Source organism: Stenotrophomonas sp. 86156_Sma (assembly GCF_056481625.1).
The window spans coordinates 3641876-3660041 of sequence record NZ_CM151157.1; the positions used below are offsets into that span (position 1 = coordinate 3641876).

An 18166-nucleotide genomic window follows, 5' to 3' on the forward strand; every position below is an offset into this window, starting at 1 on the left:
TTACGGTACCGCCGCCGTCACTACGATCTCGACCTTCCAGTCAGCGTGGGCCAGCTTGGCCTCGACCGTGGCACGCGCCGGGGTCGCACCCTCGACCACCCACTCATCCCACGCCTTGTTCATGCCGTCGAAGTCGGCCATGTCGGCCAGGAACACCTCGGCGCGCAGCACGTGCTGGCGGTCACTGGCGACCAACGCCAGCAGCTTGTCGATTTCTGCCAGCACCTGCCGGGTCTGGCCGGTGATGTCCTGGCTGGTGTCTTCCGGAATCTGGCCGGAGAGATAGGCGACCTTGTTGTATACGGTCATTTCGGACATGCGCGGTCCGACGTCGTAACGCTCCATCATGGGCGTGGCTCCTGCGGTTGATCAGGCCTGCATTGTCCTCCAAACCGGTCGACGGTGGGTGCACGGGCATCCTCCGCGACACGTCACTACCGGACTCCGACGGTCCCACTGGTCAAATGACGATGACAGGCGCACGATGCGCCACGCCCGCGTTGACACCGCCCTCGCCCCTCCTGCCGCACCCTTGCGCCGATGACCGCCCCCGTCGACTCCACCACCGCCTCTTCCACGCCAACCTGGAAGCGGGTTGCCACCATCGTCATCCCCCTGCTGATCCTCGCCCTGGCCCTGCACGGCCTGGCCAACGAGTTCGACGAGCACGGCTATCGCGCCATCCGCCAGGCGTTCCGGCAGCTCAGCGGCACGCAGATCGCGCTCACCGTGGTACTCGGCCTGGCCAGTTACGCCTGCCTGATCGGTTTCGATGCCATCGGCCTGCGTCGCAGCGGCATCCGCGTGCACCCCGCGCGCATCGGCATCACTGCGTTCCTTGCGCACACGCTGGGCCAGACCGTGGGTTTTGCCGCGTTGACCGGCGGCGCGGTGCGCCTGCGTGGCTACCGCAGCGCCGGCCTGGACCTGGCGCAGATCGGCCAGGTGGTGCTGATGAGCACGCTCGGCTTCGTGTTCGGTGCATGGCTGCTGATCAGTGTGGCGCTGTGCATGGAACCGGCTGCCGCAGCCTTGGCGCTGCCGCTGGATCCCAATGCGGTACGTATCGTCGGCATCGTCGCGTTGCTCGCCTACCTCGCCACGGTGCTGCTGGTCGGCCGCGATGGACGGCAGTTCAGCGTATTCGGTCATGCCTTGTGGCTGCCCGACCGCCGCACCATGATCGGTGTCACCGTGCTCAGCGTGATCGAACTGGTGCTGGCCAGTGCCGCGTTCTACGTGCTGCTGCCGGACTCCACGCCCACCGGTCTGCCAGGCTTCGTCGGGCTCTACCTGGTGGCAGTGCTGGCCGGCCTGGTCTCCACCGTGCCCGCGGGCCTGGGTGTGTTCGAGTGGAGCCTGCTGAAGCTGTTGCCGCAGGTGGCACCGGCAGCGGTGCTGGCGGCGGCGCTGATCTATCGCGTCACCTACTACGTGCTGCCGCTGGTGCTGGCCACCCTGCTCGCCCTTGCGCCTGCCCTGCGGCAGCCGCTGCAGGCCAGCGCCGGAGCAACGCGTGCCGGCTGGAACGCGCTGCGCCCGTGGCTGCCGCAGATCATCGCGCTGGCGGTGTTCAGCATCGGCGCCGCGCTGGTCATCGACGGCACGCTGCCGACGCCGCGCCGTCACCTGGTCAACGCCTCGCTGCCGATCCTGGAAACCTCGCACCTGATCGGCAGCCTCAGCGGGGTCGCGCTGCTGCTGATCGGCCAGGGCCTGGCCCGGCGCAGCCATGCGGCGTGGATGCTGGCGATGGTGGTGTGCGTGGTCACCCCGTTGCCGTTGTGGCTGCGTGGTGGCCAATGGCTGATCGCAGTTTCCGCAGTGCTGGCGGCGATGGCGCTGTGGGCCGCGCGCCGCGAGTTCTACCGCCAGGGCGCACTGCTGGATGAAGCCTGGTCGTGGCCGTGGCTGCGCAACCTCGGCCTGGTGCTGGTCGCGGTCACCTGGCTGCTGTTCTTCACTTACAGCCACGTCGAGTACCAGAACGAGCTGTGGTGGCAGTTCGCGGTGTCCGGCAACGCGCCGCGCGCGCTGCGTGCGTTGCTGGTGGTGGCCATCGCGCTGGTGATGTTCGGCCTGGCGCGGTTGCTGCACAGCACGCGCAGCCCGCTGCAACCCGCCGACGAAGCCACGCTGCAGTCGCTGGCGCCGGTACTGGCCGGTGCCACCGATACCCAGGCCTGCCTGGTACTGACCGCCGACAAGGCGGTGCTGCGCGATGACGCGAAACAGGGCTTCGTGATGATGCAGCGCTACGGCGGTTCGCTGATCGCGATGGGCGATCCGGTCGGCCCGCCTGACGTGGCGCGCGCGTTGATCTGGCGCTTCCGCGAGGAAGCCGACCGGCTGGGCCTGCGCCCGGTGTTCTACCAAGTGGGCGAGACCTACTGGCAGACCTACCTCGACCTGGGCCTGGGCCTGGTCAAGCTGGGCGAGGAAGCGATGGTGCCGCTGCATGACTTCGGCCTGGAAGGCCGCGAACGCGCCGATCTGCGCCAGGCCTGGAACCGGGGCAAGCGCGGTGGCCTGTCTTTCCGCGTGGCACCGGTGGAGGAAATTCCCAGCCTGCTGCCGCGCCTGCACGCAATTTCCAACGCATGGCTGGAAGACAAGGCCGGCGATGAGAAGGGCTTCTCGCTGGGCAGCTACGACCCGGACTACCTGGTGCGCTTCCCGGTCGCGCTGGTCGAAGCCGAGGGCCAGATCGTGGCGTTCGCCAACCTGTGGCAGGCACCGGCCGGCGCCGAGCTGTCGGTCGACCTGATGCGCCACGTCAACGAAGCACCGAAGGGCACGATGGACTTCCTCTTCATCGAACTGTTCCTGTGGGGCCGCGCGCAGGGCTATGCGCGTTTCTCGCTGGGCATGGCACCGTTGTCCGGGCTGGCACAGCATCGGCTGGCCGGTCGCTGGAACCGACTGGCCGGTCTGCTGGCGCGGCACGGCGAACGCTTCTACGGGTTCAGTGGCCTGCGCCGCTTCAAATCGAAGTTCGATCCGCAGTGGCGGCCGCGCTATCTCGCCGCGCCCGGCGGCATGCATCTGCCGGCCGCGCTGCTGGATGCCACGCGCCTGATCTCGCTGGATCCGCGGCGGAATTGAAGCCGCGATCCGCCGGGCATGACCCGGCGCTACCTGCCACCCGGTAGGTGTCGACCCTGGTGAACACGCTCATTCCACGGCACCTTCAGCCCCGGCGCCGACCAAGGTCGGCGTCTACCAACAGCCGTCGGGCGTGGCTCGACGCTACATGCGCCGGGTAGGTGTCGACCTTGGTCGACACGCTCATTCCACGGCACCTTCAGCCCCGGCGCCGACCAAGGTCGGCGTCTACCAACAGCCGTCGAGCGTGGCTCGACGCTACATGCGTCTGGTAGGTGTCGACCTTGGTCGACACGCTCATCCCGCGGTGCCTTCAGCCCCGGCGCCGACCAAGGTCGGCGTCTACCAACAGCCGTCGAGCATGGCTCGACGCTACATGCGCCTGGTAGGTGTCGACCTTGGTCGACACGCTCATTCCACGGCACCTTCAGCCCCAGCGCCGACCAAGGTCGGCGTCTACCGACAGCCGTCGGGCGTGGCTCGACGCTACATGCGCCGGGTAGGTGTCGACCTTGGTCGACACGCTCATCCCGCGGTGCCTTCAGCCCCAGCGCCGGCCAAGGTCGGCGTCTACCAACAGCCGTCGGGCGTGGCTCGACGCTACATGCGCCTGGTAGGTGTCGACCTTGGTGGACACGCTCATCCCGCGGTGCCTTCAGCCCCAGCGCCGGCCAAGGTCGGCGTCTACCAACAGCCGTCGGGCGTGGCTCGACGCTACATGCGCCTGGTAGGTGTCGACCTTGGTGGACACGCTCATTCCACGGCACCTTCAGCCCCGGCGCCGACCAAGGTCGGCGTCTACCAACAGCCGTCGGGCGTGGCTCGACGCTACATGCGCCTGGTAGGTGTCGACCTTGGTCGACACGCTCATCCCGCGGCACCTTCAGCCCCAGCGCCGACCAAGATCGGCGTCTACCAAACGCTACACCCCGCCCTTCAGGATCACTTCGGCGAGGCGGTCGTAATCGCCACCGAAATGGTGATCGCCCGGCAGCTTCACCTTCCTCACGCCGTCATTGGCCGGCAGATCCGGGCACAGCGCGTCCTCATCCTTGTCGCCGTACACGCACAGCGTTTTTTCCGCCGGCAGCCTGGCCACTTCCGGTGCGATCGGCAGGCCGTCGCCGCCACCGCCCAGCCAGTTGCTGACATGGAATTCGAAGTCGGCCTTCCTGCCCACCGACAGCAGCACGATGCGCTCCAGCGCCTCACGGGTGCCGACGTCGAGCTGGTTGATGGTGGCCGGCAGCACGTCGGCGCCCTGCGAGAAACCGATCAACATCACCTTGTCGCGGTGCCATTGCTGGCGGTAGTGGTCGATGATCTTCTGCAGGTCGCCCGCAAAGCCCTTCGGTGTGCGCTCGCTCCAGAAGTAGCGCAGCGAATCGATGCCGACGACCGCCACGCCATGCTCGTTGAGTGACGACGCCACGTTCTTGTCCAGGCCAGCCCAGCCACCGTCACCGGAGACGAACACCGCCAGCGTATCGCCGCTGCCGGTCGCCGGCATTTCCACCACGGGCAGGCCCTTCAGTGCAGCAGGCGGCGGTGCGAGGCTGACGCCGGCCTGCGCGCCGATCACCCGTGCCGCAGCCACCAGGCCCGGTGACGCATCACCGCGCGCGGTGCGCTTGAACTCGCGTGCCATCGCGACCTGCTGCACGAACGCGCTGGCCTGGCCGACCTTGCAGCCGCGGTCACCGGCCGCGCTCAACCACGGAAAATTCAGTTCGGCCGGCTGCAGCCTGTCGTGCTTCACACCATCGCCGCAGACCATGCGCTGGTGGTTGTGGTCCGGGCAGAAGCCGGTGGTCAGTACACCGGCGAACACCTGGGTATCGGCCTGCGCTGCCAGCGAATAGGCCATCTCGGCACCTTCGCCATCACCGCCGACCAGCGGCAGGTGGTAGCCGGGCAGATGCAGCGAGGCCTGCAGCCAACGTGAGAAATTCTCGACGTCACCGGAACCGAACGAACAGGTCGGGTCCCCCTCGCGCTTGAGCACACCGCGCAGGTGCGCAATGTCCACTGCCGCGACCAGCGCGCCATCGGCACGCAGGGCCTCGATCGGCAGGCGGCTGGTGTCACCACCGGCCGTGGGTTCGTGGAACCAGATCACCACCCGTTGCGGCGTGCCGGATGGCATGTGCACCGGAATCTGCTCGAACCGCCCATGGCTGAACTGCTGCGGGGTCACGGCCGCCGTTGCCGGCAGCGCGGCCAGCGCCAGTACCACACCCATTGCCCTGCCCAGCCCTGCACGCTTCATATCGCATCCCCGATGGAATGCGCACACGATACGCCGCCGCCGCGTGCACGGCACGTACCGGCGCAGGCCGTTGGGGATTCAGTGGGCTGCGGCCCGACGGCTGCGACGGTGCAGCGCCATCGCCAGATACAGCAGCCAGCCAACGATCACCGCGATCACCACTTTCTGTCCCAGCCCACGCGGTGGACCACCACGCCACAGCACATGCAGCCACAGCAGCACAAAGGCCAGCCATGCCCAGCCCCAGAGCAGGCCCGCAGCGGACTGCCAACCCGGTTCGCGGCGCAGATACCAGGCCTGCAGCAGCATGCCGACGCTGGCACACAGGAACGCCGTGTTGGCTGCCAGCCCATGGATGAACGGTGCCAGCAGCGGTGTTGCTTCAGGCAGCCAGCTGTCGCCGATGGCGACCGTCGCCAGCCCCAGCGCGGAAACCGTGAACAGCAATGGTGCCGCCGCACTGCGCCGCGGGCCGATGCTGCCGCGATACAGCGCAATGCCAAGCGCCGCAATGGCCAGCGCCAGCAGGCAGTAGGCAGCGCGCAATGCCAGCCCCCACGGCCCGTGCAGGTACAGGCTCAAGGTCGCCCGCACCCAGTCCAGATCACTGCGCGCGACCTGGGTCCACAGCGCGGTGGCCACGAACAGCACCAGTGCCACCAGCGCCAGCACCGCCGCCGGGCGTGCACGGCTCATGGTGCGGCCTCTGGATGCCGCGTCTTCCACTCGGCCAGCGCCTTGCGGTAGCGCTGCAGCTCATCGGAATACAGGTCCAGCACACACAGCGGGCAACCACTGCCGCAGCATTCGTTGGGGCCGGGTTCTTCCGGTGGCAGCGGGCGGGGATCGGGATCAGGGACGGACACGGTCGGAAACGGCAATCATTGGAAACAGGTCGCCAGTGTACCGGGCCGGCTCAAACGCCCAGCTGACGTCGCAGGTTGTCACGGGCGGCCGCGTCCAGGCGCTGGTGGAAGAACTCGCTGAGGAAGATCCGCGGAGCGCGCAGCAGGCCCTGCAGGAAGCGGCGACGGCCGGCACGGTACAGGAAGCCCGGCACCACCCCTTTGTATTCTTCGGCCACGCCACGGTCATAGGCAGCGAACACCGGTTCCGGCGCGGCCAGGATCGCCATGTCGCAGTCCAGGAACAGCGCCGCCTCGGCATCCACATCCTCCGGACCAAGCGCGCCGTGGCGGGCGGTCAGCAGGATCAATTGCTCCACGCGAGCGGCGTCGACAGTGGCAAGCTCTGGCGCCTGTGTGATCGCCTGCAGAGCCAGCTGCGCCGAACGCGCCTCGTTGTCCTTGCGCCCCGCCTGGTAGATCGCATCGTGATAGAGCACGGCCAGATAGATCTCGGCCGGCTGCTTCCAGCCGGGGCCGTCGGCGACATCCTGGCAATGCTGCAGCACCGCGCGCACATGGCCGAAGTGGTGGTAGGCCCGTGGCGGCGTTGCATAGCTGTCCTGCAGCGCCTGCCACTGCGCCGGGGCAAGCGTCAGCGGTGAGAAGTCCATGACCGGATCATCCCGCCTGTGCCGGCGCCGGGCAAGCTGGCGGTTTTTTCACCACGCACTCACAACGCTTGCCAGGCGGGGCCCGGAGCCAGTTGTCCACAGCTTTGTCGAGCGCTGGTCCACACCGGTTGTGGATGAACGCGGCGCCGACCAACGGTCGCTGCAGCCGGACATCCATGGGCATACACTCGCCACAGGCGGGAGCGCCCGCCGCTGCCGGGAACCGTCATGTACCGTTCTGCCGCCCATTGCCTCACTCTTTCGCTGCTGGCCTTCTGTGCTCCCGCCTTCGGCGCAGACCAGGCACCGCCCGCCGATGTGGTGACGACCCCGACCATCACCGTGTCGGCCGCACGTGTGCCGACCCCGGAAGAAGTGTTCGCCATTCCCGCGGACCTGCGTGCGATGCTCCAGAAGCAGGTGATCCAGCGCAGCTACTCCCGCGACCAGCGGCTGCAGGCGCTCGTGGAGATGATCTTCGACCAGCACGGGCTGGACCTGCAGTACGACGCCAATGCGACCTACACCGTCAGCGATATCTGGCAGCACCGCCGCGCCAACTGCCTGGCCTTCACCCTGCTGTTCGTGACGCTTGCGCGGGAGGCTGGCATCCAGGCCCGCGTGCAGGAAGTCGGGCAGGTGGTGTCCTGGTACCAGGACCAGGACGCGGGCGTGGTCTACAGCGTCGGCCACGTCAACGCCGGTGTCGACGTCGGTGGGCGTTTCGGTACCGTCGATCTGGACCGCAATGTGCTCTATGACCGCCGCGGCCCGGTTCCCGTCAGCCGTGCGCGGGCGTTGGCGCACTTCTACAACAACCGGGGTGCGGAGCGCCTCGCCGACGGTGATTTCGTCGGCGCGCGTGCATTCTTCGACGCGTCCCTGGCTCAGGACAGCGGGTTCGCTCCGGTGTGGAACAACCTCGGCGTGCTCGACCACCGCGAAGGCAACAACGAGGCGGCGCGGCAGGCGCTGGACCGATCGCTGCAGCTGGAAGGCCGCCAGGATGCCGCACTGACCAATGCCTCCGCGCTGTTCCGCAGCCTGGGCTTGACCGCGCAGGCGCAGTCACTTGAGCGCCGGTTGAAGTCGGTGCAGCGCGAAGACCCGTTCGCGCAGTACATGTTCGGCGCCAAGGCCGAACGTGCCGGCCAGCTGGACCAGGCGATCCGCTATTACCGGCAGGCCGTGCGCCTGTATGACACCGCGCATCAGTTCCACTTCGGGCTGGCACGCGTCTATTTCCTGGCTGGCCAGCTCAAGCGCGCCGATCGCGAACTGCTGCGTGCGCAGGAACTGGGGGGCGCGCCGGAGCAGGCGCGCTACCAGGCCAAGCTGGACAGCCTGGCCCGCTGGCGCGCGCAGCAGCAGGCCAAGCGCTGAAGGTGATCAGGCCTTCTTGAGGAAGCAGGTCTTCAGGACCAGGCCCTTGATCTTGTCCGAGTTGCCTTCGATGTGCTCGGCGTCATCCTCGACCAGGCGGATGTTGCGGATCACGGTGCCCTGCTTGAGCGGGATCGAGGAGCCCTTGACCTTCAGGTCCTTGATCACGGTGACGGTGTCGCCGGCCTGCAGGGTGTTGCCGTTGCTGTCACGCACGACCAGGGTGGAACCGGCGCTTTCCTCGGCGGTCCATTCGAAACCGCAGTCGGCGCAGATCCACAGCGCACCATCGGCGTAGGTGTTTTCCAGGGTGCACTGCGGGCAGGCGGGGGCAGAAGACATCAGCAAGTACCTCAAAGTGAATCAACAGCCGCCATTGTAACCGCCTGCCTCCCTGCCCTTTTCCGGCCAGCGCCCGGCGGCTCGCATGACCCGATCCGGAACCCCCACCCAGAACAGAAGGCCGCAGGAACTTGCAGTCGGCGACGAACTGCAGCAGAGTGCGCGGCCCCTGATCGCCCCCGGAACTCCCCATGCGCCTCGGCATCGACTTCGGTACCAGCAACTCCGCCGCCGCCATCGTGCATGAGGGGAAACTGCTGCCGATCCGCTTCGGCGACGCCGAGCAGTTCCGCACCAGCGTGTACTTCCCTGGCGTGGTGCCCGACCCGGACGACTTCCAGCTCGACGCCGGCCAGGAACACGAGCTGCAGCAGATGATCGACAGCGCCGCGCGCGCGGCCCGCGCCGCCGGCCAGGAACGCACGCCGCAGGCGCTGCGCCGCGAAGCCCTGCGCGCACTGCGCCGGGAATGGATGGAAGCCCGCGCCGGCAAGGAGCGCAGCGCCAGCGACCTGCTGCAGAACGCGGTCTACGGCGACGACGCGCTGGAAGCCTATTTCGAGGAACACGAAGGCAACCTGGTGCAGAGCCCGAAGTCGATGCTGGGCTACAACCTGCACCCGCGCGCGAAGCAGACCATCACCGGCATCGCCGCGCACATCCTCGAGCACATCCGCCTGACCGCCAGCGCCCAGCTTGGCCAGCCGCTGCGTGCCGCCCTGCTCGGCCGCCCGGTGCAGTTCCGCAGCTCGATCGGCGCGGCCGGCAACGATCAGGCACTGGACATCCTGCGCGAAGCCGCCACCCAGGCCGGTTTCGACCAGATCGATTTCCTCGAGGAACCGGCCGCGGCGGCCATGCATTACCACGCCGAAAGCCGCGAGCGGCACCAGGCGGTGATCGTTGACATCGGCGGCGGTACCACCGATATCGCCCACGCCGAGGTTGGTGGCGATGCTGCGCCGCGCATCCACCGCGCCTGGGGTATCGCCCGTGGCGGTACCGACATCGATCTGGCGCTGAGCCTGTCCAGCTACATGCCGCTGTTCGGCCGCGGCATCACCCGCGTGCCCGCCCACCACTACGTGGAAGCCGCCACCGTGCAGGACATGACGCGCCAGCGCGACTTCCGCCAGCACAAATACGATCACGTCGACGACCCGTGGGGCGCGCGCCTGCAGGCCCTGCAGGACACCGGCAATACCGCCCGCCTGTACCGCGATGTCGAACGCGCCAAGATTGCCCTCAGCGCCGCCAGCGAGCACCGCAGCACGCTGGACTACATCGCCCGCGACCTGCATGCCGACAGCAGCGCCGACGGCCTGGCCGCCGCCGCCCATGGCTACCTGGAGCAGATCCGCGAGCTGCTGGCCCAGGTCCGCAGCGACATCGGCGGCGACCCGGACGCGGTGTTCCTGACCGGTGGCATGTCCCGTGCCGGCTACCTGCGCCAGGCCGTGGCCGAGGCCTTCCCGGGGGCCCGCATGGTCCACGGCGAGCCCTCGCTGGGCGTGGTCCAGGGCCTTGCGCTGGCGGCAGCCAGCCAGGATTAACAAAACGTTACGCGGTCTAAGTTACTCTTGGTCGGCTAGAACCACGCTGCACCTTCCGCCGGCCACGCCGGTGTGTGTCCACAGTGCAGCCTGGCCCGCCCCGCGGGCCTAGCGGCCATGCCTTCCTGGCTCGTTCATGGTCCGCGCAGCACCTGAGCCGCCATCGAGACCCGCTTTGGGCACCCGCCAGGCCCCTGTGGCCTTACAACCTGACGCAGCACCTGCACCCATCGACTGCCGCCGTTGTGACGCGGTCTGTTGCCGGCTGCCCGTGCTGCTGCAGCCCGGCGACCACGTGCCCGGCCAGTTCCTGTCACGCGACACCCACGGCCGTGCCGTGATGGCGCGCAACGAGGAAGGCTGGTGCGCGGCGATCGATCCCTATCACCTGCGCTGCACGATCTATTCGCAGCGCCCGGCGATCTGCCGCCAGTTTTCGATGGGCGGCGATGACTGCCGCCGCGAGCGGCAGGACTACCTGCGCCAGGCCGATGCCTGGGCGCTTTCCTCCCCTTCCACCTGACAGGAGCAACCATGCCCCGCAAGGCAAAGACCCCCGCGAAGGCCAGCAACAGCATCCGCAGCGAACGCAAGGGCGCGGCCGCCAGCACTGTGGTCAGCAGCGATTCGATCGCTTCGGACCTGGCAGCGTTCCGCAAGGCCGGTGGCAAGATCGAAGTCCTCGGCACCACCTGGGCGCTGAAGAAAGCCAGCTGACCCAGTATCGACCGCGGCGGCGCTGCCGCCGCGGCCTGCCGGATCGCGTTCAGCGGTCCAGGCGTACCCGCACACTGCCCGAATGCGACTGGATGCGGATGTCACCGTCACCGCTGCCCAGACGCGTATCGAGGTGGCTGCCCGGCCCATAGCGCGGGCGCTCCACCTGCCCGGCATCGCTGTTGATCGATCCGCTGAAGCTGTTCACCGACAGCTGTGCCGACACCGTGCGCGGCAGGCTCAGCGTGACCGAGGCACTGACCGATTCGACGTTGATGCGGCCGCCGGGAGCCAACCCGGCCGCTGCCAGATCGATGCTGCCCGAGACGGTCTCCACCGCCAGCCGCTGCACGCGCCCGGCGTCCACCTCGACCCGGCCGGACACCGTCTGCGCACCGATATCACCGGACACGCCGCCGCCGGCCTCGATCCGGCCACTGACCGTGTTCACGTCCAGCTTCGGCGTCTGCAGGCGTGCGCTGACGCTGCCACTGACCGTGTTGAGCTTGCTGTCGCCACTGCGGCCAGCCGCGCTCAGGCTGCCGCTGACCGTGTCGGCCTGCAGCCGTCGCACATCGATGCCACTGATGTCCTGGCTGGCGCTGACCGTGCTCAGCAGCAGCTCCACCGAGCGCGGCACGTTCAGTACCAGCGTCGCGCCACCATTGCTGCTGCGGCGCGGGTATTCGATCTCCCAGCGCACACGGTTGGCACTTTTCTCCTGACGCAGCTGCAGGCCGTCGCTGAGCGTGCCGGTGAGCTGCACGTCATTGCGGTCCCAGCCACGCACGGTCACCTTGCCGGCCACATTGCTCAGCTCGATGCGACCGCCCGCGGCCAGGGTGTGGCGCTCGTCGATGCGGGTGTCGGCCAGCGCCACGGCAGGGGCCAGCAGCAGCGCGACACAGCAGGAAATCAGGGTTCGGGTCATGGGGGTCTCCTCAGGTCGTCAAGCCGGACTCGGCGGCATAGGCCGCCTGCCGGGTCAGTTCCAGCCGCAGCGCGTAGGTGCGCTTGAGCTGGCCAAGCAGGTGCGGCGCACGCGGGTCCTGCGCCAAGGCGGCACGGATCTGCGCTGCGCTTTCATCCAGTTCGTGCAGCGCCGGCTGCCATTCCGGCGCCCGTCCATCGGGCAGCGAAGCGACGGCCTGCTGGTACTGCTCGGTCATCGCCGCCGCCTGCAGCTGCAGCGCTGAAGGTACCGGCACCTCCGGCTGCGCATGCCGCCACGGTGCCACCGCGTAGAGCGCCAGGCTGGCCGCCAATGCCGCACCGACCGGCAGCCACCAGCGACGCCGCGAGCGCGCTGGCAGGGCCACCACGTTGTCGCCCGGCGCAGGTGCCGCCTGCGGTTCACGCGGCGGCAGCTGCGCCGACAGGCGTGCCCAGCCATCGGTGGGTACGCCGCGTTCGGTCGGCAGCGCGCGCAGCCGGGCCAGCAGATCGTGGTCGGAATCGTGGTCGTGTGTACTCATGTCATGTCTCCCAGCCGTGCGCGCAACAGGCCGCGCGCACGATGCAACTGTGCCTTGGAACTGCCGACGGCCATCTGCAGCTGTTCGGCGATTTCCTGGTGTTTCCAGCCTTCGATATCGTGCAGTACCAGTACCGCACGTGCCCGTGGCGGCAGTGTCGACAGTGCCCGTTCGAGGTCGCGTTCGGTGCCGGCGCAACGATCGTGCACTGCCAGCTCCTGCAACCCTCCGTCCACTTCGTCGAGGCTGTCGTGATCCTGCCCGCCGGCACGTCCGCGCAGCTCCATCAGTGCCGCGTTGACGCCCAGCCGGTGCAGCCAGGTCGACAGGCTGCTCTCGAAACGGAAGCCCGGCAGCGCCTTCCACGCCTGCAGGAACGCTTCCTGCAGCGCGTCCTCGGCGCGTGCCTGCTGGCCGCCACACAGCCGCCACAGCACAGCGAATACACGGGGCGCGTGGCGCCGGTACAGCAGTTCATAGGCAGCGGTATCACCGGCGGCCGCCGCCCGCACCAGGGCGGGTTCATCGACGGCGTCGTTGGCGGCAGGCGGCGCGGGCATGGTGGTGTCGAGCATATCGCTTGGATGCGGCGACCCGGGAAAAGGTTTAGAGCCGATCGATGATCGATGGCATGCAACCTTTTGGGTGGCTGCTGCATCCATGAAAGGTCCTTCGCGAAATTGCCGTACAGGAGTCCTGCCATGTCCAGCCCATCCTGCGCCGCCCTGCTGGTGATCACCGCCTGTGTCCTGCTGCAGGCGCTGGGCCTGTCACTGCAGCTGCGTCCCGACAATGGCCGCGCCTGCCTGCAGCAGCACCGCCAGGAACTGGTGTGCGTGGCCTGGAACCCGGCGGTCGAATCCCCCGCACGCGCCGGGTAACATCAGGGGCCGTTCCCGCCGCCTGTTTTCGCCCCATGATGTTGTCGCTGAAGGATCACCTGCCCGCCTGGACCCACCCGTGGTTGAACTACGCCGGCGTCGCGCTGCAGATCGTACTGGTGCTGCTGGTCGCATGGCTCCTGCGCGTGCTCGCCCGTCGCCTGATCCGCCGCTTTGCCGAGCACTACACGCTGCCGCCGGAAATGGTGATGGGCGCGCGCCGGATCACCAGTTTCGTGGTCTATTTCAGTGCCCTGCTGTACATCCTCAGCCTGCTCGGCGCGAAGCCGTCGGTGCTGTGGACCGCGTTCACCGGCTTCGCAGCCGTAGGCGCCGTCGCCTTCTTCGCGGCGTGGAGCGTGCTGTCCAACATCTTCTGCACGCTGCTGATCTTCACCACCCGCCCGTTCCGCCTGCACGACTACATCGAGGTGCTGGAAAACGGCGAGAAGCCGGGCCTGAAGGGCCGGGTGATCGACGTGAACCTGATCTACACCACGCTGCAGGAGACCGGCGACGGCCACGAGGGCACGGTGCTGCAGCTGCCGAACAACCTGTTCTTCCAGCGCACGGTGCGCCGCTGGCGCGACCCGGCGCAGGCCCCCGGCGGCATCCAGGGCGACGGCTGAGGGAGGTTCTTCTTTGCAGGGCTGCGCCCTGCACCTGCAGAGGCCGAAGCCGAAGCAAGATCAAGAGCGGCATTCCGTGGGATGGCGGGGCGGTGTGGGTGGTCAGGACACGCCGTAAACCCGTCCATGGGGGCTCGATGGCGCCATCCATGGCGCCAACGGTCCTGCCCACCCACACCGCCCCACCTCTGACAGATTCCGCGCGCTGTTGGTGGGTGCCGACCGTTGGTCGGCACATCTGTCAGATATCGATAGTCAAAATTGAATCCGACCCCGTGCCGACCAACGGTCGGCATCAGCAGCGGGTTCCAACAGATCGCGGAAATCTGTCAGAGGCGGGGCGGTGTCGGAGTGCGGGGTGTCCGCGGCATGGATGCCGCGGCCAAGCCCCCATGGTGAAGTGACCCCCGGGAGTTGGACACCAGATCCAACCCCGAGGGATACATGAACAAATACGACGCGCGTTTCAAACTGCAGGTCGCCAAAGAGGCCTGCAAGACCTCCACATCGGTCAAAGCCATTGCCCGTCGCCACGGCCTGGAGTTCTCCACGGTCAGGCGCTGGGTGGCGACCTATCGGCTGCATGGCTGGCGGGGATTTCATCGCCAGGCCCGGTCCTATGACCTCCCGTTCAAGCTGGCTGTCCTGGAGAAAATGAGCCAGGACGGCATGTCCGGGCGGGAGGCCACCACCTACTTTCAAATTGGCGATGCCGGCGCGGTGGGGCGATGGCGGCGCCTGTATGCTCAAGGCGGTGCCCAAGCGTTGGCACCCCCTCCGCCGCCGCCCCGAAAGCCGATGAAAAAGACCCGTTCGTCCAAGCCACCTGAAGATATGAGCCGCGATGAGCTGCTCAAGGAAGTCGCCTATCTGCGTGCGGAGACCGACTACCTAAAAAAACTCGATGCCTTGATCCGGGAAGAGCAGGCGGCGCAGGACGCAAAGCGCAAGCCGTCCAAGGATTGAGGCAGGTTCATACGCTGTCGCTTCTGCTCGAAGCAGCTGAGCTGTCACGCAGTACGTTCTATTACCAGAACCATGTCCTGGCCCATCCGGATCAGGATGAGGCAGCCCTGTGCGAGCGCATCCGTGCAATCTACGATCAAAGCCAAGGGCGCTATGGCTATCGCACGGTGACGCTGGAATTGGCCAATCAGGGCCATCGGACCAATCACAAGCGGGTTCAGCGCCTGATGGGGGAGATGGGGCTGAAATCGCGGGTGCGTGTGAAGCGCTACCAGGCCTTCAAGGGGGCGGCCAATGTTGTGGTTGGCAATGACCTCAATCGCCAGTTCCATGCCGAGCGCCCCAACCAGAAATGGGTGACTGACGTGACCGAGTTCAAGGTGCAGGGCATGAAGCTGTACCTGTCGCCGATCATGGACCTCTACAACGGTGAAATCGTGGCTTATCAGATCAAGCGTCGGCCCGTATTTGATCTGGTGGGCCAAATGCTGGAGGAGGCCATCAAGAAGCTTTCCCCGGATGAGCGCCCGATGATCCACTCCGACCAGGGCTGGCAGTACCAGCATGAAAACTACCGGCATATGCTGGAAAAGCACTCGTTGAAGCAAAGCATGTCCCGGCGCGGCAACTGCCTGGACAATGCGGCGATGGAGAGCTTCTTTGGAACGCTGAAGTCGGAATTCTTCTACCTGAACAGCTTTGACAGCCTCGAGAGTCTGGAGGCTGGGCTGGTGGAATACATCCAGTACTACAACGAAGAACGCATCAAACTGAAACTGAAAGGTCTGAGCCCGATAAAGTACCGGGAGCAGGCCCAATCGGCCGCCTGACCCCGTCCAAGTCTCGGGGGTCACTTCATGGACGGGTTCACGGCGTCCCCGCACTCCGACACCGCCCTGCCAACCCACGGAATGCCAGCCTTTGATGTTGACGTTGCTTCTGCAGGTGCAGGGCGCAGCCCTGCAATAAAACACCCCTTACCTCAGCTGGCTGTCCTTGCTGCCACGCCGGTTGTAGCCGGCATGCGCCTGCGCTTCGTCGTCATGCGCCTGCTGGCACGCCACGCACAGCCGTACCCCGGGCACGGCCTGGCGCCGCGCCAACGGGATCGGCGCGTCGCATTCCTCACATTGTTCCAGACCCGGGCCCTCGCGCAGTTGGCGCCGCGCGCGGGCGATCGCGTCGTCGACGGTGGCGTCGATCTGGTCCTGGACCGCGCCGTCTCCCGCCCAACCGGTGGCCATGGCCATCCTCCGCAGGTGTGTCGCCTGATATGGGGACGATACACCTGCGCACAAAGGCGCAGACCTGTGGCGAGCCGAGCCATGCCCGGTGGGCCTTCAGCAGGCCGAGCAGAAAGAGGACGGATCCGATCAGGCCGATTGCGGCTTAATCCCCTCCGTCCCCTTTTTGCTTACCAGACCAGGTCGTCCGGCACCTGGAACTGCGCGTAGTAGGCGTCGTCCTCGGCATTGCCGGTGGAGATCTCGGCGGTCGAGCCCGGCTGGCCGTGGTCGACGATGATCGCCTCCGGGGCGCGTTCACGCACTTTTTCGGCAGCGGCGCGCGGCAGCAGGGCGTAGCCCTCGCCGTGGGCAACGATGACCAGCACGCCCACCGACAGCGCCTTGCGCAGCTTGGGGTCGATCAGCAGGGTGCGGATCGCCGCGCCATCGCTGAAGCGGTACTCGTCGTCGCCCTTGTGAGGCACGGCATGGGCCGTGATGATCTGCCGGGCCTGGGCCTTCTGTTCAGCCTGCCTGGCCTGGGCATTGCGCTCGGCGGCCAGTGCGCGGTCGCGCTCGACCTTCTCGGCGCGGGCCCGTTCAGCCTCGCGCTGGACATCGGCCGAGGTCGATTCGGCCTTGCCCTGCCGGGCCTTGGCCTGCGCGCTCGCGGCAGCGCTGGCCTGCGACTTCTTGGCCAGGCCGGCCTTGAGCAATTGTTCCTGCAGCGCGTTGGGCTTTGCCATGGTCGATGCGTACCGCGTGTAATCTTGGATGTCCCCATTCTACCGACGCCCCGCCGCCCCTGCATGGTAGTCCTGAAGTACCTCACCGGCTATCCCGAACCCCTGATCGCCCAGGTCAGTGAACTACTGGCGCAGGGCAAGCTCGGCCCCTGGCTGCAGCAGCGCTATCCCGATCCGCACGAGGTGCGCAGCGACCGCCAGCTGTACGACTACACGCAGGAGCTGAAGGACCGCTACCTGCGCAAGTCGGTGCCGCTCAACAAGGTCTGCTACGACAACACGCTGGAAGTGATCAAGCATGCGCTGGGCACCCATACCGCCATCTCCCGCGTGCACGGCGGTCGCCTCAAGGCCAGCCGCGAGATCCGCATCGCCACCGTGTTCCGCCAAGCACCAGCGGCGTTCCTGCGCATGATCGTGGTGCATGAACTGGCCCACCTGAAGGAAGCCGATCACAACAAGGCCTTCTACCAGCTGTGCCAGCACATGGAGCCGGAGTACCTGCAGCTTGAGTTCGATACCCGCCTGTACCTGACCGAGCTGGCCAACCGCGGCCAGCGCTGACCGGCCGCAGCGGCTACACTGCGCGCCCCCTGCCTGACCTTTCCGCCATGGAACCGATCCGTCTCGACAAACGCCTGTCCGCCCTGCTCGGCATCCCGCGCGGTGAAGCGCGGCGCTACATCGAAGGCGGCTGGGTCAGCGTCAATGGCGAGGTGGTCGAGCAGCCGCAGCGCCCGGTCGATGACAGCGCGGTGATCGTCGTGGCCGAGCAGGCCAGCGATGAAAAGGCCGAGCGGGTCAGCATGCTGCTGCACAAGCCGGCAGGCGTTGCCGCTGAAACCCTGTGTGCGCTGGTCAGCAGTGACAGCCGCAGCGAACTTGATGCCAGCGACATCCGTCCGCTTCAGCGTCACTTCCACGGCCTGCAGCTGGCCGCCTCGCTTCCGGCCAGCGACAACGGCCTGGTGGTGGTCAGCCAGGACCCGGCCACGCTGGCCCATCTGCAGCGCAATCTGGGCCGCACCGAACAGGAATACCTGATCGAAGTGGCCGAAGGCGGTCCCGAGCGCGGCCCGTGGCTGATGGCGCGGCTGCAGCAGGAATCGGGCGGCGCCAAGGTCAGCTGGCAGAGCGAGCAGCGCCTGCGCTTCGCCGGCAAGGGCCTGACGGCCAAGGGCCTGCGCGTGGCGGTCACCGCTGCCGGCCTGCAGGTCGCGGCCGTGCGTCGGCTGCGGATTGGCCGCGTGGCACTGGGACCGCTGCCTGCGGGGCAGTGGCGTTATCTGGGCAGCGACGAGCGCTTCTGACCGCGAAGTCCCTGCCATCCACGCATGGCGTGGATCTACTGCAGC

The 18166-nt window shown here is 67.3% G+C and carries 21 protein-coding genes; 10 read left to right on the forward strand and 11 right to left on the reverse strand.

From position 1 onward, the window contains the following. Positions 1-348 (reverse strand): RidA family protein, encoded by a 348-nt coding sequence (locus tag ACZK33_RS16925; RefSeq protein ID WP_005410556.1) that lies wholly within the window; start codon positions 346-348, stop codon positions 1-3. A 192-nt stretch (positions 349-540) separates the two neighbouring features. Here ACZK33_RS16925 and mprF point away from each other — a divergent pair, with 192 nt between their 5' ends. Next, complete coding sequence (mprF, locus tag ACZK33_RS16930; protein WP_423175078.1) at positions 541-3105, forward strand: bifunctional lysylphosphatidylglycerol flippase/synthetase MprF; 2565 nt, start codon at positions 541-543, stop codon at positions 3103-3105. A gap of 922 nt (positions 3106-4027) precedes the next feature. On the opposite strand, the gene ACZK33_RS16935 is transcribed toward mprF, so the two are convergent. The 4 genes from ACZK33_RS16935 to ACZK33_RS16950 all read right to left on the reverse strand — a co-directional run bounded on the left by ACZK33_RS16935 (position 4028) and on the right by ACZK33_RS16950 (position 6893). Then, positions 4028-5374, reverse strand: coding sequence for a virulence factor family protein (locus ACZK33_RS16935; protein ID WP_275943022.1), 1347 nt, complete (start codon positions 5372-5374; stop codon positions 4028-4030). Between the two features lie 78 nt (positions 5375-5452). Next, on the reverse strand, positions 5453-6070 hold the full coding sequence (locus ACZK33_RS16940; RefSeq protein WP_423175077.1) for a DUF998 domain-containing protein: 618 nt from the start codon (positions 6068-6070) through the stop codon (positions 5453-5455). Beyond that, positions 6067-6240, reverse strand: a complete 174-nt coding sequence (locus tag ACZK33_RS16945; RefSeq protein ID WP_049398321.1) for an oxidoreductase-like domain-containing protein — start codon at positions 6238-6240, stop codon at positions 6067-6069. The genes ACZK33_RS16940 and ACZK33_RS16945 overlap by 4 nt, the downstream gene beginning before the upstream one ends. Before the next feature lie 50 nt (positions 6241-6290). Beyond that, entirely contained in the window at positions 6291-6893 is a 603-nt protein-coding gene (locus ACZK33_RS16950; RefSeq protein WP_049421037.1) for an HD domain-containing protein, read from the reverse strand. Positions 6894-7121: 228 nt separating this feature from the next. Here ACZK33_RS16950 and ACZK33_RS16955 point away from each other — a divergent pair, with 228 nt between their 5' ends. Then, positions 7122-8276 carry a tetratricopeptide repeat protein gene (locus tag ACZK33_RS16955; RefSeq protein WP_423175076.1) on the forward strand — a complete coding sequence of 385 codons (1155 nt, stop codon included), beginning with the start codon at positions 7122-7124 and terminating at the stop codon, positions 8274-8276. A 6-nt stretch (positions 8277-8282) separates the two neighbouring features. Here the strand turns inward: ACZK33_RS16955 and ACZK33_RS16960 are convergent, their stop codons facing one another. Then, on the reverse strand, positions 8283-8618 hold the full coding sequence (locus ACZK33_RS16960) for a zinc ribbon domain-containing protein YjdM (protein ID WP_010482882.1): 336 nt from the start codon (positions 8616-8618) through the stop codon (positions 8283-8285). 191 nt (positions 8619-8809) lie between these two features. On the opposite strand from ACZK33_RS16960, the gene ACZK33_RS16965 reads away from it, so the two are divergent. The 3 genes from ACZK33_RS16965 (at position 8810) to ACZK33_RS16975 (ending at position 10888) form a co-directional block, all read left to right on the forward strand. Then, positions 8810-10171, forward strand: coding sequence for an Hsp70 family protein (locus ACZK33_RS16965; protein WP_071228695.1), 1362 nt, complete (start codon positions 8810-8812; stop codon positions 10169-10171). Between the two features lie 271 nt (positions 10172-10442). After that, positions 10443-10694 (forward strand): YkgJ family cysteine cluster protein, encoded by a 252-nt coding sequence (locus ACZK33_RS16970; protein WP_005410565.1) that lies wholly within the window; start codon positions 10443-10445, stop codon positions 10692-10694. An 11-nt stretch (positions 10695-10705) separates the two neighbouring features. Continuing rightward, positions 10706-10888 carry a hypothetical protein gene (locus ACZK33_RS16975; RefSeq protein ID WP_005410566.1) on the forward strand — a complete coding sequence of 61 codons (183 nt, stop codon included), beginning with the start codon at positions 10706-10708 and terminating at the stop codon, positions 10886-10888. A 49-nt stretch (positions 10889-10937) separates the two neighbouring features. Here ACZK33_RS16975 and ACZK33_RS16980 read toward each other — a convergent pair whose 3' ends face one another. Genes ACZK33_RS16980 through ACZK33_RS16990 form a run of 3 tightly spaced genes read right to left on the reverse strand, consistent with a single transcriptional unit; the run spans position 10938 to position 12938 of the window. Continuing rightward, positions 10938-11819 carry a DUF4097 family beta strand repeat-containing protein gene (locus tag ACZK33_RS16980; protein WP_049421040.1) on the reverse strand — a complete coding sequence of 294 codons (882 nt, stop codon included), beginning with the start codon at positions 11817-11819 and terminating at the stop codon, positions 10938-10940. 10 nt (positions 11820-11829) lie between these two features. Further along, entirely contained in the window at positions 11830-12363 is a 534-nt protein-coding gene (locus tag ACZK33_RS16985; RefSeq protein ID WP_032129360.1) for a hypothetical protein, read from the reverse strand. Next, positions 12360-12938, reverse strand: a complete 579-nt coding sequence (locus ACZK33_RS16990; protein ID WP_032129359.1) for an RNA polymerase sigma factor — start codon at positions 12936-12938, stop codon at positions 12360-12362. Before ACZK33_RS16990 ends, ACZK33_RS16985 begins: the two co-directional genes overlap by 4 nt. 126 nt (positions 12939-13064) lie before the next feature. On the opposite strand from ACZK33_RS16990, the gene ACZK33_RS16995 reads away from it, so the two are divergent. The 3 genes from ACZK33_RS16995 to ACZK33_RS17005 all read left to right on the forward strand — a co-directional run bounded on the left by ACZK33_RS16995 (position 13065) and on the right by ACZK33_RS17005 (position 15669). Beyond that, positions 13065-13244, forward strand: coding sequence for a hypothetical protein (locus tag ACZK33_RS16995; RefSeq protein ID WP_049398314.1), 180 nt, complete (start codon positions 13065-13067; stop codon positions 13242-13244). Positions 13245-13279: 35 nt separating this feature from the next. After that, positions 13280-13873: a mechanosensitive ion channel family protein gene (locus ACZK33_RS17000; RefSeq protein ID WP_080291803.1), complete on the forward strand. Its 594-nt coding sequence runs from the start codon at positions 13280-13282 to the stop codon at positions 13871-13873. Positions 13874-14317: 444 nt separating this feature from the next. Beyond that, a protein-coding gene (locus ACZK33_RS17005) for an IS3-like element ISStma2 family transposase (RefSeq protein ID WP_423174462.1) occupies positions 14318-15669 on the forward strand; the annotation gives its coding sequence in 2 pieces (ribosomal slippage) (positions 14318-14765 and positions 14765-15669; 1353 coding nt in all). A gap of 147 nt (positions 15670-15816) precedes the next feature. Here the strand turns inward: ACZK33_RS17005 and ACZK33_RS17010 are convergent. Together ACZK33_RS17010 and ACZK33_RS17015 are read right to left on the reverse strand one after the other, a co-directional pair. Next, the gene (locus ACZK33_RS17010; RefSeq protein ID WP_423175150.1) at positions 15817-16083 is read right to left on the reverse strand and encodes a DksA/TraR family C4-type zinc finger protein; all 267 of its coding nucleotides are present in this window, start codon (positions 16081-16083) and stop codon (positions 15817-15819) included. A gap of 170 nt (positions 16084-16253) precedes the next feature. Then, complete coding sequence (locus tag ACZK33_RS17015; RefSeq protein WP_032129357.1) at positions 16254-16811, reverse strand: DUF2058 domain-containing protein; 558 nt, start codon at positions 16809-16811, stop codon at positions 16254-16256. 63 nt (positions 16812-16874) lie between these two features. Between ACZK33_RS17015 and ACZK33_RS17020 the strand changes: the two genes are divergently transcribed. Both ACZK33_RS17020 and ACZK33_RS17025 read left to right on the forward strand, forming a co-directional pair. Beyond that, positions 16875-17375: a M48 metallopeptidase family protein gene (locus tag ACZK33_RS17020; RefSeq protein WP_423175149.1), complete on the forward strand. Its 501-nt coding sequence runs from the start codon at positions 16875-16877 to the stop codon at positions 17373-17375. A 47-nt stretch (positions 17376-17422) separates the two neighbouring features. Next, the gene (locus tag ACZK33_RS17025; protein WP_423175148.1) at positions 17423-18121 is read left to right on the forward strand and encodes an RNA pseudouridine synthase; all 699 of its coding nucleotides are present in this window, start codon (positions 17423-17425) and stop codon (positions 18119-18121) included. The last annotated feature ends 45 nt before the right edge of the window (positions 18122-18166 follow it).